We start from the raw sequence: 14412 nt of genomic DNA, 5'->3' as shown, positions 1-14412 counted from the left end.
CGGCTGGGGCAAAACTGGGCGCTAGCGGTCGGAGAAGGTGCTACCGGTGGCCGCGTTTCTGCTTGAGCTGGCGAGGCCACCGGAGCACTTGCGTCGGCTGGCTTGGCTCAGAGTTGGGTCAGGGAGACGTCCGTGAGGTCTGCGTATTCCTTGGGGAGTTGGGCCAGGACGTCGTCGAACTCGCCGCTGCTGACTGCATCTCGGAGGACTGCCATCACGGCGCGGGCGTGGCGCCGGGCCTGTTCGGCGTCGGTGCCTTCGCGCTCGGCGACGCGGCGGTAGAACTCGTCCAGGCCGAAGGGTTCGCCCGGACCCAGCGGCGGCAGTTCGTCTTGCAGCTCACCCGGGAGTTGCGAGGCCAGGTCGAAGGGCTCACCGCCGGCCAGGCGTTCGCCGAGGGTCCGTAGGGTGGCTCGCAGAGCTCGCTCGGCTTCTTCCGTACTGGAGAGGTCCGCGGCCCGCTTGACCGCTGCGACCATTTCGTGGTGTTTCATGGTCCGTCCTCAGTCGTCTTGTTTTCTGACGGGCCGGGGGTACCCCCCGCCGCAAAGGCACATGCGCTCCGGCTCCGGTCAAATATCCAGCGCCGCGAACGGATGCCCGGGCTCGAGCGGAGTGTGCTCGGCACCGGCCAGTGGCACGACCGCGGTGGTCGCGTCCAACCAGCAGTACTCGTCGAACTGCGCCGGCAATCTCGCCGCGAAGTAGTGGCTGGCCAGCTCCGTCTGCGGCCGGTAGATCACCCCGATCGCGCGTTCCAGGCGCTCCTCGAAGAGGCCGTCCCGAACCTCTGCGGCCGCATGTTTCTCGCGCAGCGGCAGGAAGAACGCGTCCTCGGAAACCGTGTGGAACAAGCGCTCGTAGCTCTTCGGATGCGCCGGCCGGACCTCCATCGTCTCGGCCTCGCCGCCCCAGTGAGGCGCCGCGGTGACTGTCCCGTGGTCCGTGCCGAAACCGATCGCGTACGCCGCGTCGCCGTAGGCCTGTCGAACGAGCTGGCCGAGGTTGTACTCACCGCGGGCGGCCATGCTCGTCGCGCGCGCGTTGCCGAGATGCGAGTTGTGCGCCCAAACGACGCCGCGAGCGGTGCGTCCGTGGAACTCCATCAACGCCTGCAGCGTGTCGAACATGTGCTGATCCCGGATGTTCCACGGTTCCGCGCCGGCGTACATCGCTCGGTAGTACTGCTCGGCGTTCTGTGCCACGCGCGCGTTCTGCTCGGCGTCGAGGAAGGCCTCGTCCTCGCCGGTCAGGTACTCACCCCGACGCGCCTGAAGCTCCTTGAGGAGTGCGACGACGTCGTCCTCGCAGTCTCTGTACTGGTTGGTGACGGCCGCGCGCCCGTACGCCTGGGGATCCGACGCGTAGGGAGTGAGGCAGGCATAGCGTTCCCGCGCGAGGTCGGCCAACTGCGGGTCGATCTTCTCGAGGTACTCGAGCACCTGCGCCATCGACTCGCTCAGGCTGTACAGGTCCAGACCGTGGAAGGCCACCTTCAGATCAGGATTGCGGTCGTTGTCGACCCGCAGCCACTCCACGAACTCCAGGACGTCGAGGTTGCGCCAGATCCAGCTTGGGAACCGGCTGAACGCCTGACTTGGTTCGGCCGGTGCCTGCCGACCACGACGTACATAGGCGTCGACGAGCGCAGCGTCCGGCCAATCGGCTTCGACCGCGACGAAGCGGAAGTGCTCCCGTTCGATCAGTTCGCGGGTGATCCGCTGCCGCAGCTGGTAGAACTCGCTGGTCCCGTGCGAGGCTTCGCCCAGCAGGACCAGCCGGGCATCACCGATCCGGCGCAGCAGGTCAGTGAGGTTGACGGTCTCGATATCCGGGATCGGGTCGGCCGCGCTCCCCACCGCGGCGACCAACTCGTCAGCAACGGAAACGGTCTTCGCCCTCATAGCGACCGGGATCAGTCGTCCGAGCGGACGAGGCGGAAGAAGTTGCTGTCCGATCCGTCCTTGGTGTGCTCCTGATAGACGAAGCGCAGGCCGCGGTCGTCGAAGACCTTGAACCACTCGTCCCAGGAGACCTCTTGCAGGTCCTGCCCGCCGTAGCCGGGGAAGTCCAGCCGCAACACACCGTCGTCCCCGCCCGACCCGGTGTCCTTCACCATCGCCGGTTTTGCCCCGCGCCGCTCGGCCCACGCGCGGATCGCGTCGTGGTCGGTGGTCTCCAGAGTCTGTCCGCGATGTTCCTCAGTGGTCTGACCTTTGCTCTTGCTGTCTGCCATCGTCGGCTCCCTTCACTCGCCGCGTGGGGTACCCGTCGACGCGCCGTACATGCCGATGTCAGCCCGATTGCCCGGCCGGCGCCGGCTCCGCGGCGACGCCCAGATGCTGGGTCAGCCTGCGGAGCCGCTCCTGCCAGACCTCCTGGTACGCCGTACCGCGGGCGCGCGGCGCATCGTGACAGGTCAGCATCAGCAGCGTGCCTCGTCCGTCCGGGACAAGGTTCACGGCCACCCTGGTCCGCTGGTCCCGCGGTTCGACCCAGTCGACCTGGAGCGACACCCCCGGGTCGCAGGTGACGACCACGCCGGTCCGTTCCAGGCCGTCGTCGTTGCAGCGGACGCGGAAGACCCCGAAGTCCGTGTCGCTGAGCTGGGTCGGCCCCAGCCACTTGCTGAGCAGGTCGGGATGCGTCAGGGCCGGCCAGATCTTGTCGGGGCTGCACTCCAGCCGCCAGCTGAGCTGCAGGTCCGGCTCGCCGTCGATGGCGCGCAGGGCGCGGATACCGATCGGCTCCGGCTCAGGCGCCGGCACCGGACGCAGCCTCCCCGGTCGGCCGGCAGGCAGTTCGACGGTCTCTCCCCGCGCGGGCGCCTCGATCCGCCACTGCTCCCTGTCGTTGGCCACGACGGAGAGGAACTCGGACAGCGGCGACTTGAAGACGCGGTAGTCGTCGTAGTGCACAGGCACCGCGAGCCCGGGCCGCACCCGGCGAAGGAAGTCGAGGCCTTGCGCCGCGTCCATGGTGACCGTGGCCCAGAGGATGCGGGTGCCGCCCAGATGGACGACGGCCGCGTCGATGGCGGGGTGACGCTCGCGGATCTCGTCCAGATGGTCGCCCGTCAACGTGTCGCCGCTGAGGTAGACGCGGCTCTGAACCCGACCGTTCGCCCGGTGGACCAGCAGCGAGCCCATCACCGGCGGCAGCAGCCTGCCGAACACCCCGCGCGCATGGATCCCGGGAAGGGCCTCGATGGTCAGGGACTCACCGCCGCGGTTCATCTGGTAGCTCTGCCAGACCGGCAGGCCGTGAGTGACGAACCCGTACTTGCTCAGGCGGTCGGCGGCCGGCTCGGTCGTCACCAGCGGCACGGTGCGGTCCAGTTCCCGCCGCGCGATCCGGTCGAAGTGGTCGCCGTGCAGGTGGGAAAGGACCACCGCATCCAACTCCGGCAGGTCGCCCGGCTGCAGCGCCGGCTCGGTGAGCCGTCTGCTCCAGATTCCCTTGCCGAGGTAGGCGCGCTGCCCCTTGTGCAGGAAATTCGGGTCGGTCAGCACCGTGAACGAGCCGAGCCTGATCAGCGTGGTGGCGGTGCCGATGAAAGTGATGCTGTCCATGACGGCTCCCGGTCTGAGGCGATTCGTCCGCCCTGGGTACCCACCTGGAGCCGTCCGAATCTGTCAGAGAGCCAGTTCGGGCTGGAGTTTCTTCGCGGGCCAGACGCGCTGTTTCCGCGCAGCCAGGGAGGAGGCCGCGAGGCCGGCCAGGAGCCAGGCAGCGAGGACGAGGAGGTCCTCGCCCAGGCTGACGCCGGGACCGCCGTACATCAGGTGGCGGATGCCGTCGATCGCGTAGCTCATCGGGAGCGCGTGATGGAAGAAGTACAGCGGCGCCGGGATCGTCTGCCAGGGGAACGTGCCGCCCGCACTGACGAGCTGGATCACCATCAGCACCAGTCCGAGGAACTTGCCGACCGCACCGAACCAGGCGGACAAGGCGTGCAGGATTGCCACGAAGGTGAGCGAGGTCAGCATCATGAATCCGACGGTCAGCCAGGGATGGGCCGTGTCGATCCCCAGGCCGAAGATGACGGCAGCGAAGACAAGCGCGGCCTGGATCGCACCGAAGATTGCCGGCGGCAACCAGCCGCCGAGTGCCACCCGCAGTGGCGACTGCAGGGCGGCGAGCGCACGCGGCGACAACGGACGAACCAGCAGGAACAGGACATAGGCACCGATCCAGCAAGACAGACTGAGGAAGAACGGAGCGAGCCCGGCGCCGTAGCTGTCGGCAGTCGCCTGCGACGTGTTCTTCAAACCGATCGGTGCGCCCAACGTCTCGGCGACCGCCTTCCGCGCTTCCGGTGACGGGTCCGGGATCTGCTTCGCGCCGTTCGTCAACGCGGTGTTCAGCTCGGTCGCACCGGTCTTCAACTTGCCGATGCCGGTCGCGAGATTGTTGACGCCCGTGAGCAGCTGTTCCTGTCCGGTGACCGCCTGCTGCTCGCCGGCGGCGAGTTGCGAGGCGCCGGTCTGCAGTGTGCCGAGCCCGTTCTTCAGCTGCGTCGCGCCGGTGTTCAGCTTCTCAGCTCCGGACGCGGCACTGCTGATGCCGGAGGTCAGAGCAGGCGTTGCCCCAGCCAGGGTCGCTGCGCCGTTCGAGACCTGCCTGGCCCCGGTGGCGAGTTGGTTGAGCTGGCTGGACGCGGACTGGATCTTGCCGTTCGCGGCAACCACCGGGCCGCGCAACTTGGCGGTCTCATCCAGTACTGCGTTGATCTGCGTCTGGGTGAATCCGCGTGCCGCGAGTCGCGCGGCCAAGCCCTGGTCCAGGCTGCTGAGGTCCTTCACCAACGTGTTGGAAGCGGTCGCCACCTGCCGCCCGGTGGTCGCGATCCGCTCGTTGCCAGCAGCAACTTTATCGGCGCCGTCGGCCAGATCTTCGGTCTGCTTGGGCAGGCTCGCTGTCTTGGTCTTCAAGGTCCCGAGCCCGCTGCTCAGCCGGCCTGCGCCAGTCGCAAGATCAGTCGCGCCCTTCGACGCCTGTCCCAGACCCGTCGAGAGCTTGGTCGCGCCAGTGGACAGCTGCTGTTGAGCGGTATTGAGCTGGGTCGCACCCGTCTCGAGCTGACCGACTCCGGCATTGGCGGAGGTGAGACCGCTTTGCAACTGCCCTGCCCCGGTCGCGGCCTGGCTGATCTGCCCGTGGATGGTGCTGAACCCGGCCAACAGCTTGCTCGCCGCGGTCTCGCTCACCTGGGCGGCGACCGTCTTGGTGACCTGCGCGACCACCTGGTTCGCGATGGTGTGCGCGAGGTAGTTGTTGGCGTCGTTCGTGGTCAGCTCGAGCGTCGCCTGCCGCGGCTCGAACTCCGCGCTGGAGGCGAGATCCGCCGAGAACGTCTTCGGCAGCACCAGCGCGAACTCGTACCGCCCGTCGGACACGCCCGAGGTCGCCTCAGCCCGGTCGACGCGGTGCCAGTCGAAGCTCCTCGACTTTACCAATTCGTCGGCGACCTGCGGACCCACGGACAGCTTCTCGCCCGTGGACAACGTCGTCCCCTCGTCCTCCACGACGACAGCCGTCGGCACCTTGTCGAGCCGCCCGTACGGATCGTGGTTCGCGTAGAGGTACAGCCCGCCGTACAGCATCGGCACGCAGAGCAGAGCCACCACGGCGAGCTTCGGCAACCGTCCAGCGGTCAACCGCCGCAACTCGCTCAAGGCCATCCGGACGGCGGTCATGCTTCTTCCAGCTCCTCTTCGACCGGTACTGCGGGCTTCGTCCTCGGGTCCTCAGTGAGGGCGACGGGCTTGGTCTTCGCTTCTTCGATCGGTCCGACGGGTTCGATCGGCGCGGCTGGTGCGACCTGTACAGGCTCGGGCGGATCCACCGAACCCAACTGCGCAGCCGGTACGCCGAGCAACCGGGCCGAGGTATCCGCGCACGTGACGATTACGGCGTATCCCCGCGCCGCCAGTTCGCGCCCAACGCCGTACCAGTCGTGGGGATCCCCGCCGAGCCGATCCGGCATCGTCAGGATCACCACGTTCACGTCAGGCCGAGCCACCGTCAGCTCAGCCAGCAGGCGGGTCCGCACTGCCACCGGAAGGTGCTCGAACCGCTTGTCCGCGAAAGCCGCCCAGCCGTGCTCCGCCAACCACTCCCGCACCGCCTTGCGCCCGGCCTTTCGACCAGCGATCGCGAGCTCCTCGCCGACGACCGTCCGCACCGGCAGGGCGTCGTCCGGCTCGGTGATGCCGGGGGCATCCACGACGGCCACGCGCCGGCGCAGCAAGCCGGCGTCGCCCTGCCCGTCCAGCTTCACGTCACCGCCGTCCGGCCGGAGTCGACCGGACATGCTCAGGGCCGCCGCCACGTGCCCTGGCCCGGGGTAGCCCGCGAGCAGAGCCAACTGGTGGTCGCGGACGCAGAGAGTGGTGGCGTTCAGTATCGGCGCATGCGGACCTCGCACGCTGATCGCGTGGGCCTTGAGCTCCATCGTGGACAACCCCGTTCAGTTCAATACAGTTGTGTATTCAATACGGAACTGTATCCTAAGGGCATGGAAACACCCAAGCGACGCCGCTCCGCCACTCGGGCCCGCCTGCTCGAGGGGGCTCTCGGCGTATTCGCCGAGCGTGGCTTCCACGGGGCTTCGGTGGAGGACATCTGCGAGCGGGCCGGGTTCACCCGGGGCGCCTTCTACTCGAACTTCGGGTCCAAGGACGAGCTCGTGCTCGCCTTGTTCCAGGCGACCACCGACCGGCTGCTCGAGCAGATCAGCGCGCTCCTACCGGAGTTGGCGAACCAGGCCGGCACGCTGCTGGACGCAGTACTGGGGTTGCTCGACGACGCAGCACCTGATCAGCGGCAGTGGCATCTGATCTCGATGGAGTTCACCCTGCACGCGTTGCGCGATCCGGAGGCTGCGAAGGCGCTGAATCAGCAGCGGAGGATGTTCCGGGAGCGGCTGACCGCGCTGGTCGAGCAGATCACCGCTGCCGGCGACTTGCGGCTGAGTGTCCCGCCGGAGCAGTTCGTCCGCCTGGTGATCGCACTGCACGAAGGTGCTCGGTCGCAGAGCCTGCTGGAGCCCAAGGAGGTTCCAGCCGGTTCGCTGGAACACACCTTCCTGCCGATGGTGCTGGAGGCCGTCAGCCGACCTTGATGTCGACGCTGTGCAGGCCGGTGGAGCCGTTCGGGGCCGGGGCGGCCTGGCTCTCGATCTGAGGGTTGCCCTTGGCGTCGAACGCGCGGACCTGCAGCACGTGGTTGCCGCGCGGCGCGTCCCAGTTCCAGTGCCACTGCCGCCAGGTGTCGATCGACGCGTCGGTCGCGAGCGTCGCTTGTTGCCAAGGGCCTCCATCCACCCGGACCTCGACCTTCGAGACCCCGACATGCTGGTCCCACGCGACCCCTGCCACCGTCACCGAGCCGGCGGACGCCTTGGACCGGGGTACGTCGATCCGCGAGGACAGCTTGATCGGCCCGAGCTCGGACCACCCGCGCGGCGTCCAGTACGCCTGGAACTGATCGAACCGGGTCACCTCGATATCGGTCAGCCACTTGGTCGCGGACACATACCCGTACAGACCCGGTACGACGATCCGCACCGGGAAACCGTGCTCGACCGGCAGCGGCTGCCCGTTCATCGCGAACGCCAGCATCGACTCGCGATCGTCCAGCAGCGTGCTAAGCGGAGTGCCGGCCGTGAACCCGTCCTTGGAGGTCGACTGGATCGCATCCGCGTCGGAGGACGGTCCGGCCTCGGTGAGCAGATCCTTCAGCAGTACGCCGGACCAGAGCGCGTTGCCGATCAGGTCACCGCCGACCTCGTTGCTGACGCAGGTGAGCGTCACCCACTTGTGCACGACGTTGCGCTTCAGCAGATCGTCGAAGGTCAACTCGATCTCTCGCTCGACCATGCCGTGGATCCGCAGCTTCCAGTCCGCCGGCTTGATCAGCGGAACCGACAATGCGGTGTCGATCCGGTAGAAATCCGCGTTCGGCGTTGCCCACGGCGTCGCACCCGCAGCCTGTACCCCGGCCGGCGGGTTCAGGCTGGGCGGCAACGGCAGTTTCAGTGCGGCGCGAGCGTCGGTAACGGCCGATCGGCGTCCACCGACCACGTTCCCCAGGGCGGCGACCGCCACCGAGCCGAGAGCGACACCCGCCGAGAGTTGGAGGAATCCCCTTCGGCTGACACCGTCGTCCGGAAACTTCAACAGCCCGGAGAGGCGCTGGGAGAACAACCGCAGAATGATCAGCGCGGTGATACCGGCGACGAAGGACGGGACGAACCCGGTCTGGCCGGCGTCCGGACGAGTCGTGGCGGCGATCACGGCCACTCCGGCCAGGATCACGACGACAGCGGCGCCCGCCCAGTACCGCCGTACGGCCAGAATGCCGCCAACCGCGGCGAGGGCGAGCAGGACGATGAGGATGCCGGTCTTGAGGGCGGTCTTGTCATGGGTCCCGAAGAGGGAGATCGCCAGATCCTTGAGCCAGGGCGGGACCCGGTCGATGAAGGCTGAGCCGATCGCGACGACGGGGGTCTGCGAGGTGCCCAGGACCGCCGCCGCCACTCCACCGGCGGCCAGACCAGCCAGTGCGGCGAGGACGCCGCCGACAGCCGCGCGGAGGTACAGGCCGGACCGTCGCCGGGGCTGGGGTTGATTCACGTCTCAACAATTGCTCGGAGCGGCGCCCGACGCCAGTCAGACGCCGCATCCGTTAGTAGCGGGTAATACGGAGGTTGCGAATGGAGGTGGTCAGAGCCGATCGGCAGGGCTGATCGGGCCCAGGTTGGGCCGGCCGTTCGGCCAGCGGCGGGCATTGTCACGGACCCGGCGGAGCCTGCCGAGAACGAGCTCCCGCTCGTCCGCCAGCTGGGACATCCACAGACTGTCGATCTCGAGGAGGTGGTCCGGCAGTGCTTCGCGCAGCCGCCGCTTGCCCTCCTCCGTGAGAACCGCGAACGACCCGCGGGCGTCGTCGGGACAGGGCTCCCGACGCACCAGGCCGAGGTTCTCGGCACGGTCGACCAGCCGGGTGATGCCGCCGGTGGTGACGGTCAGCTCCCGGGCGAGTGAGGTGAGACGCTGCTTCTCCCCGTGGCTACGGGCAAGCCGCAGCAACAGTTCGAACATTGCCATTTGCAGACCACTGCGCTTGAGGGAATGGCGCATCAGTTGATCGAGTTCGGCCGCTGCTTCGCGCAGCAGGCCGTACGCGGTGATCACGTCGCTTTCCCAGGGTTCGGCGGCGTGAGTGGGTTCTGCATCGGCGAGCGCTAGGGGCGAGCAAAGCGATGGCGCGATGGTCATGCGCGGACTCTATTAGCTGACTAGGTCACTTCGCTACACGGGGTGACCTTTCGGCTACAGGTCGAGACGCGATCGATGGGAGATCGAGCGTGACTTCCGCCTGTGGATAACTTCCGCGGCGGTCCGCCGATCTTTGCCAGGCTTGGTGATCTGACCAGGTACGAGCACCGCAGATCGGGGTCGCCATGAGCGAGAACGAGGACCATTCACCCTTCGGCCGAGGATTCGTCGCGGCCTGCATCGTGATCGGAGCCATTCTGCTCTGCGGCGGCGTCCTGATCATCACCGGCCTCCGTTCGCCGTCCGGAGACCCGACTGCTTCGGCCGTCTCCGGTACTGCGGGTTCGGGCGGCGCGGGGTCCGCCGAGGCCCCGGGCACAGCGGGTTCTGCTGACCATGACCCCACTTCAACCTCAGCTAGTCTCGCGCCGCCCGCTGGACCCGCGACACCGGCTGGTGCTGGTGCGGGCGGCACCGCAAGCAGGTGCGGGCTGGCCGGCGGCGAACAGGCGATCCCGTTGAAGGCACCTGCGGTGGACGGGTGGGAGGTCAGCCGGCGGGTGGTGGTTCCGCGCTCAGCGGCGTACGGACCGGCGAAGGTCGATCCCGACGGCTTCCGAAGATGTTTCGCCCACTCGCCGACGGGTGCGGTCTACGCGGCCTACAGTGCGATCGCCGCGCTCGCCGATCTGCGCAAGGCAAGCGCAACCGTCCAGAAGCTGATGCTGCCCGGCCCGGATACCGACGCGTTCCTCACCGAAATACGAAGGCAGACTCCGCCACCGGACAACGAACCCGGCCGGGTCGCTGGATTCCGCGTACTCGATGCCAGCGGCGATCGCACCACCTTGGCCCTGGCGGTACCTTTCGATACCGCCGTCGTGAGCGCCACCTTCACCCTGGTGTGGTACGACGGCGACTGGCGGCTGCTCCCGCCGGCACCCGGCGAATCAATCGGAGAGCCGTACGCTCAGCAGTGGAACCTGGCCGGATTCGTTGCCTGGAGCGGTGTCTGATGTGCTTCCCGGCAGATTTCAGGTGCCGCACCAACGAAGGTCTCCAGGAGGTCGTCGGCGATGCGTTCCGCCGACTGTCGCTCGAGATGGGAAAGTCCGCGCTCGAGAGTCTGCACGCCATCTCGACCTTCTGGGTCAAGATCGAGAGTCCGAATCTCGGTACCGCAAATGGTGACCGATGGACCGACAGCGGACCAGTCGGATTCCTGCACCAGCACGTGGTGACGGTGTCCACGGCCGTCTTCACGTTGGCGATCCTGGTGGCCGGCACGCGGATCGCCTGGGAACAGCGCGCCGAGCCGCTCAAGCAGTTGCTGAAGGCAACAATATTGTTCATCGTGGTCTCCGCCGCTGGCACGGCAACCCTGCAGCTGCTGGCGGAGTGGTCCGACAAGTTCGCGATCGATCTGGTGAACCAGGCCGTCCCGGATGACCAGACCTTCGACAGCGCGTTCGGCAACGCGGTGATGCCCGGCACCGCCGAGACGACAGCGCAGCAGTTGCCGCTGGTGCTGTACCTCTGCGCGGCAGGTGTGGTGCTCATTGCGTCGCTGATCCAGGTGGTACTCCTGCTGATCCGCTCGGCGATGCTCGTACTGCTCGCCGCGACCTTCCCGCTGGCGGCCGCGGCGACCAATACCGAAGTCGGCAGGAGCTGGTTCAAGAAGTACTGCGGCTGGGCCCTGGCGTTCATCGCCTACAAACCGGCCGCGGCTCTCATCTACGCCGCCGCGATCAAGATGTCGGAGGCGGGTATGACGACCAGGTCCGGCAACCAGGTGGTGCAGGTGCTCACCGGCCTGATGATGCTGCTGCTCGCCATCTTCGCGCTCCCCGCGCTGCTGCGATTCGCCGTACCCGTGACCGCCGCCGTCGCAGGCGGAGGCTCGGCCATGGGCGGCGCGGTCGCCGACCCGGGCGGCCTGGCCTCCGGCGCCGTCAACGTGGGCCGCTCCTTCGTAGGCGGCTCGTCCGGCGGCGGTTCCTCCCATGCCGCCTCGTCCAGCGGCGGCCCCTCCGGCAGCGGTCCGTCCGGCGGTGGTTCCTCGGGCGGCGGTTCCTCACGCGGCGCCTCCTCAGCAGGCAGCCGCGCCGGCGGCGCCGCCCGCGTGGGTGCAACCGCCGGTCTGGCCGCAGCCGGCGCAGCCATCACCGTCGCCAAACAGGCAGGCAGCGCCCTCGCCGGCGCAGCCTCCCACTCAGCCGGCGAGCCCGCCGGCGGCACTCCCACCTCCGGCTCCTCCCGCCCCCGCACCCCCACACGCAACTCACCGCCGCCCCCCACCGCGCAACCCCCCGGCCCAACCGGCAGCACCTAACCCTCGACGACCACCATCACGCAGCCTGGCGACGCCGACCAGCCGCACCTGCAACGCCCGCCGACTCGGTTCGCGTGCCAGAGGTTCCAGCCTGCGCGGGGGACAGTCCCCTGCCCCCCGATGGCGGCGAGTGAACTGTCGGGCACGGATGATCTGGGGCATGGGTTTGGAGCGGATCGCGCTGATTTCGGATGTGCACGGCAATCTGACGGCTTTGGAGGCGGTGCTGGCGGATATCGAGGCGCGGGGGATCCGGCGGATCTTCAACCTCGGCGACTATGTCGGCAAGGGACCGCGGGGAAGAGCGGTGGTGGACCTCTGCCGGGAGAGGTGCGAGGTGAACATCCTCGGCAACTGGGACGACTTCCTGCCGGACCCGGACCGCGAGATCGACAATGAAAGCCTGCGGTGGTGGAAGAAGGAACTCCGCGAGGACCAGTGGACGTGGCTGCGCGAGCTGCCGTTCAGCCACGACTTCGTGATGAGCGGCCGACGGATCCGCCTCTTCCACGCGTCGGCGACCACCGTGCATCGACGGGTCCGGTTCGACCATGACGAGCAGGAGTTCCTCGGCCTGTTCGCGAACACGGAGGCGACCGGCGACGGCCTGGTCCCGACCGTGGTCGGCTACGGCGACACCCACGAAGCGTTCTACGAGAGCGACCTCGGACTCACCCTCTTCAACACCGGCAGCGTCGGCAACAGCATGAGCGACCCCACCCCGGTGTACGTCATCCTCGAGGGCATTCCCGACACGCTCGACCCCGCGCCGTTCTCCATCCAGTTCGTCCGCGTCCCGTACGACGCTGCCGCCGAGCTGGAGGTAGCCCGCACTCTGGGCATGCCCGAACTCAAGGGCTACGAGAGCGAGATCCTCCACGGCATCTACCGAGGAGACCTCTACGCCGACGAACTCCCCACCTACCACCGCCGCCCACCCGTACACGCTACGGATTAGTCAAGGGGAGCCCGCTCTACCGCAGCAGCGGGGTCCTTCGGCGCAGGGATTTCACAGCCCGGAGCTGGCTGTGCCAGGGCGTCAGCGAACGAGGAGGGCCTCGGAGCCGACCGGGAGGTAGCCGGCTGCGAGGAAAGCGCGGAGGGAAGCCGCGTTGCCAGGGGTCACCTGGGCCCAGATGTGGGTGCCGGGTGCGACAAGAGCGCGGGCCGCCCTTGCGAGGCGCCGGCCGTGACCCTTCCCTCGAGAATCCTCCGGCACCTCCAAGGCGCACTCCTGCCGACCGGCCAGGCCAAGGCCGGTGAGGACCAGCCCGCCATACGGGTCGGTATAGGCGCGGACGTCGTCGCGATAGCGCTGGGCCCTGCGGATGCGCGGCCTATCGAGGTCCGTGAGCTCGGTCAGGTCGCTGGTCAGTTCAGCTCGTTCTGCGGGCTCGGTCAGGGCGGGCGCGACCAGCATGGCGTCGATGCCGTTCACCTCGCGGCCGGTCAACTGCTCCAGCGCGTACAGGAACGGCGGGTTGAGCGGAGCCGCTATGTCGTCGAGGTCGAGCTGGTCCGCGACCCAGGCGGGGTCGACGTCGGCGGCGACCACGATGTGGGCGGTCAGGCCGATGACGCAGGTGTCGCGGTCCGAGGGCGCCGGGACCACGGTGATGCTCAGGTCCGGGGCGGGGAAGACACCGCGTTCGATGCCGCGCAGAATGTCAGCCAGAGTTGTCATCACGAGCCATTGTGGAGGAAACCCCTCCGAGCCGGGATGAAACCACCTGCACACCAGGTAGGCGGATGGAAGTACCTGCACCAGGCAGAACCAGATGGAGGCAAGCAGTGCGGAAGCCGCAGCGGGTCCGAGCAGAGGGCTTGCCTGACCAGGTCACGATTTACGAGGTCGGCCCCCGGGACGGGCTGCAGAACGAGTCCGCAATCGTGGACCTCGCGGTGAAGGTGGAGTTCATCAACCGCCTGGTCGATGCCGGCCTGACGACCGTGGAGACCACCAGCTTCGTGCATCCGAAGTGGGTACCGCAGCTAGCGGATGCCGCCGAACTCCTCGCCACGCTCGAACTGCCCAGCGCAGTACGGGCGCCTGTCCTGGTCCCCAACGAGCGCGGCCTCGATCGCGCGCTGGAAGCGGGCGTACGAGAGATCGCCATCTTCGCCAGTGCGACGGAGACCTTCGCGGCGAAGAACCTGAACTCGACCCTGGACGACCAGTTCGCGATGTTCGCGCCGACCGTCGAGCGGGCGTTGGCCGCCGGGTTGACCATCCGCGGCTATGTCTCGATGTGCTACGGCGATCCGTGGGAGGGCGACGTACCGATCGACCAGGTCGTGAAGGTCGGCGCCCGCCTCGTCGACCTCGGCTGCCGTGAGTTGTCCCTCGGCGACACCATCGGCGTGGCGACTCCGGGCCAGGTCATCAGCCTGATCGAGGCCTTCGGCAAAGCCGGCGTCGGTGTGGACAAGCTAGCCGTGCACTTCCACGACACCTATGGCCAAGCCTTGGCGAACACCCTGACCGCACTGCGCGAGGGCGTCACCACCGTGGACAGCTCGGCCGGCGGCCTGGGCGGATGCCCGTACGCCGAGAGCGCGACCGGCAACCTCGCCACCGAGGACCTCGTCTGGCAGCTCGACGGCCTCGGCATCGAGACCGGCGTCAACCTGGAGAAGCTGGTCGCGACGAGCGTCTGGATGGCCGACAAGCTAGGCAAACCGTCCGCCAGCCGAGTAGTCCAGGCCCTGGCCGGCTGACCGCACCAGACGAATCGCTGATCCCGGCTGGTGATCGTCTACACCGCGGCGGCAGGCTCACCGTCCGAGGAGCAG

The 14412-nt window shown here is 68.0% G+C and carries 14 protein-coding genes; 5 read left to right on the top strand and 9 right to left on the bottom strand.

Annotated features, from left to right (window positions below; all coding sequences use genetic code 11):
• Positions 1–107: 107 nt before the first annotated feature.
• The 6 genes from ABD210_RS01160 to ABD210_RS01135 form a co-directional block, all read right to left on the bottom strand.
• Positions 108–494, bottom strand: a complete 387-nt coding sequence (locus ABD210_RS01160) for a DUF2267 domain-containing protein (RefSeq protein WP_344107598.1) — start codon at positions 492–494, stop codon at positions 108–110.
• Between the two features lie 78 nt (positions 495–572).
• Complete coding sequence (locus tag ABD210_RS01155; RefSeq protein ID WP_344107596.1) at positions 573–1904, bottom strand: erythromycin esterase family protein; 1332 nt, start codon at positions 1902–1904, stop codon at positions 573–575.
• A gap of 11 nt (positions 1905–1915) precedes the next feature.
• Positions 1916–2236 (bottom strand): hypothetical protein, encoded by a 321-nt coding sequence (locus ABD210_RS01150; protein WP_344107594.1) that lies wholly within the window; start codon positions 2234–2236, stop codon positions 1916–1918.
• Between the two features lie 58 nt (positions 2237–2294).
• A complete protein-coding gene (locus ABD210_RS01145) occupies positions 2295–3572 on the bottom strand; it encodes an MBL fold metallo-hydrolase (RefSeq protein ID WP_344107593.1) in 1278 nt (425 codons plus the stop codon).
• A gap of 63 nt (positions 3573–3635) precedes the next feature.
• Positions 3636–5699 (bottom strand): YhgE/Pip domain-containing protein, encoded by a 2064-nt coding sequence (locus ABD210_RS01140; protein ID WP_344107591.1) that lies wholly within the window; start codon positions 5697–5699, stop codon positions 3636–3638.
• Positions 5696–6457 (bottom strand): hypothetical protein, encoded by a 762-nt coding sequence (locus ABD210_RS01135; RefSeq protein WP_344107589.1) that lies wholly within the window; start codon positions 6455–6457, stop codon positions 5696–5698. The genes ABD210_RS01140 and ABD210_RS01135 overlap by 4 nt, the downstream gene beginning before the upstream one ends.
• A 63-nt stretch (positions 6458–6520) precedes the next feature.
• On the opposite strand from ABD210_RS01135, the gene ABD210_RS01130 reads away from it, so the two are divergent.
• Positions 6521–7126 (top strand): TetR/AcrR family transcriptional regulator, encoded by a 606-nt coding sequence (locus ABD210_RS01130; protein WP_344107587.1) that lies wholly within the window; start codon positions 6521–6523, stop codon positions 7124–7126.
• On the opposite strand, the gene ABD210_RS01125 is transcribed toward ABD210_RS01130, so the two are convergent.
• Entirely contained in the window at positions 7113–8639 is a 1527-nt protein-coding gene (locus ABD210_RS01125) for a molybdopterin-dependent oxidoreductase (protein WP_344107585.1), read from the bottom strand. The two genes, ABD210_RS01130 and ABD210_RS01125, sit on opposite strands and share 14 nt — an antisense overlap.
• Positions 8640–8729: 90 nt before the next feature.
• On the bottom strand, positions 8730–9284 hold the full coding sequence (locus ABD210_RS01120; RefSeq protein WP_344107583.1) for a MarR family winged helix-turn-helix transcriptional regulator: 555 nt from the start codon (positions 9282–9284) through the stop codon (positions 8730–8732).
• Positions 9285–9469: 185 nt separating this feature from the next.
• Between ABD210_RS01120 and ABD210_RS01115 the strand changes: the two genes are divergently transcribed.
• From ABD210_RS01115 to ABD210_RS01105, 3 genes are all read left to right on the top strand, one after another.
• Positions 9470–10300 carry a DUF8175 domain-containg protein gene (locus tag ABD210_RS01115; protein ID WP_344107581.1) on the top strand — a complete coding sequence of 277 codons (831 nt, stop codon included), beginning with the start codon at positions 9470–9472 and terminating at the stop codon, positions 10298–10300.
• Entirely contained in the window at positions 10300–11619 is a 1320-nt protein-coding gene (locus ABD210_RS01110) for a TrbL/VirB6 family protein (protein ID WP_344107579.1), read from the top strand. Before ABD210_RS01115 ends, ABD210_RS01110 begins: the two co-directional genes overlap by 1 nt.
• A 160-nt stretch (positions 11620–11779) precedes the next feature.
• Complete coding sequence (locus ABD210_RS01105) at positions 11780–12577, top strand: metallophosphoesterase family protein (protein ID WP_344107578.1); 798 nt, start codon at positions 11780–11782, stop codon at positions 12575–12577.
• A gap of 81 nt (positions 12578–12658) precedes the next feature.
• Here the strand turns inward: ABD210_RS01105 and ABD210_RS01100 are convergent, their stop codons facing one another.
• A complete protein-coding gene (locus tag ABD210_RS01100) occupies positions 12659–13303 on the bottom strand; it encodes a GNAT family N-acetyltransferase (protein WP_344107576.1) in 645 nt (214 codons plus the stop codon).
• A gap of 107 nt (positions 13304–13410) precedes the next feature.
• On the opposite strand from ABD210_RS01100, the gene ABD210_RS01095 reads away from it, so the two are divergent.
• Positions 13411–14337 carry a hydroxymethylglutaryl-CoA lyase gene (locus ABD210_RS01095; RefSeq protein WP_344107574.1) on the top strand — a complete coding sequence of 309 codons (927 nt, stop codon included), beginning with the start codon at positions 13411–13413 and terminating at the stop codon, positions 14335–14337.
• Positions 14338–14412: the final 75 nt, after the last annotated feature.

Source organism: Kribbella alba (assembly GCF_039529635.1).
GTDB classification, from domain to species: domain Bacteria; phylum Actinomycetota; class Actinomycetes; order Propionibacteriales; family Kribbellaceae; genus Kribbella; species Kribbella alba.
Note: the sequence above shows the minus strand (reverse complement) of the source record. Positions and strands in the feature narration are given on the sequence as shown.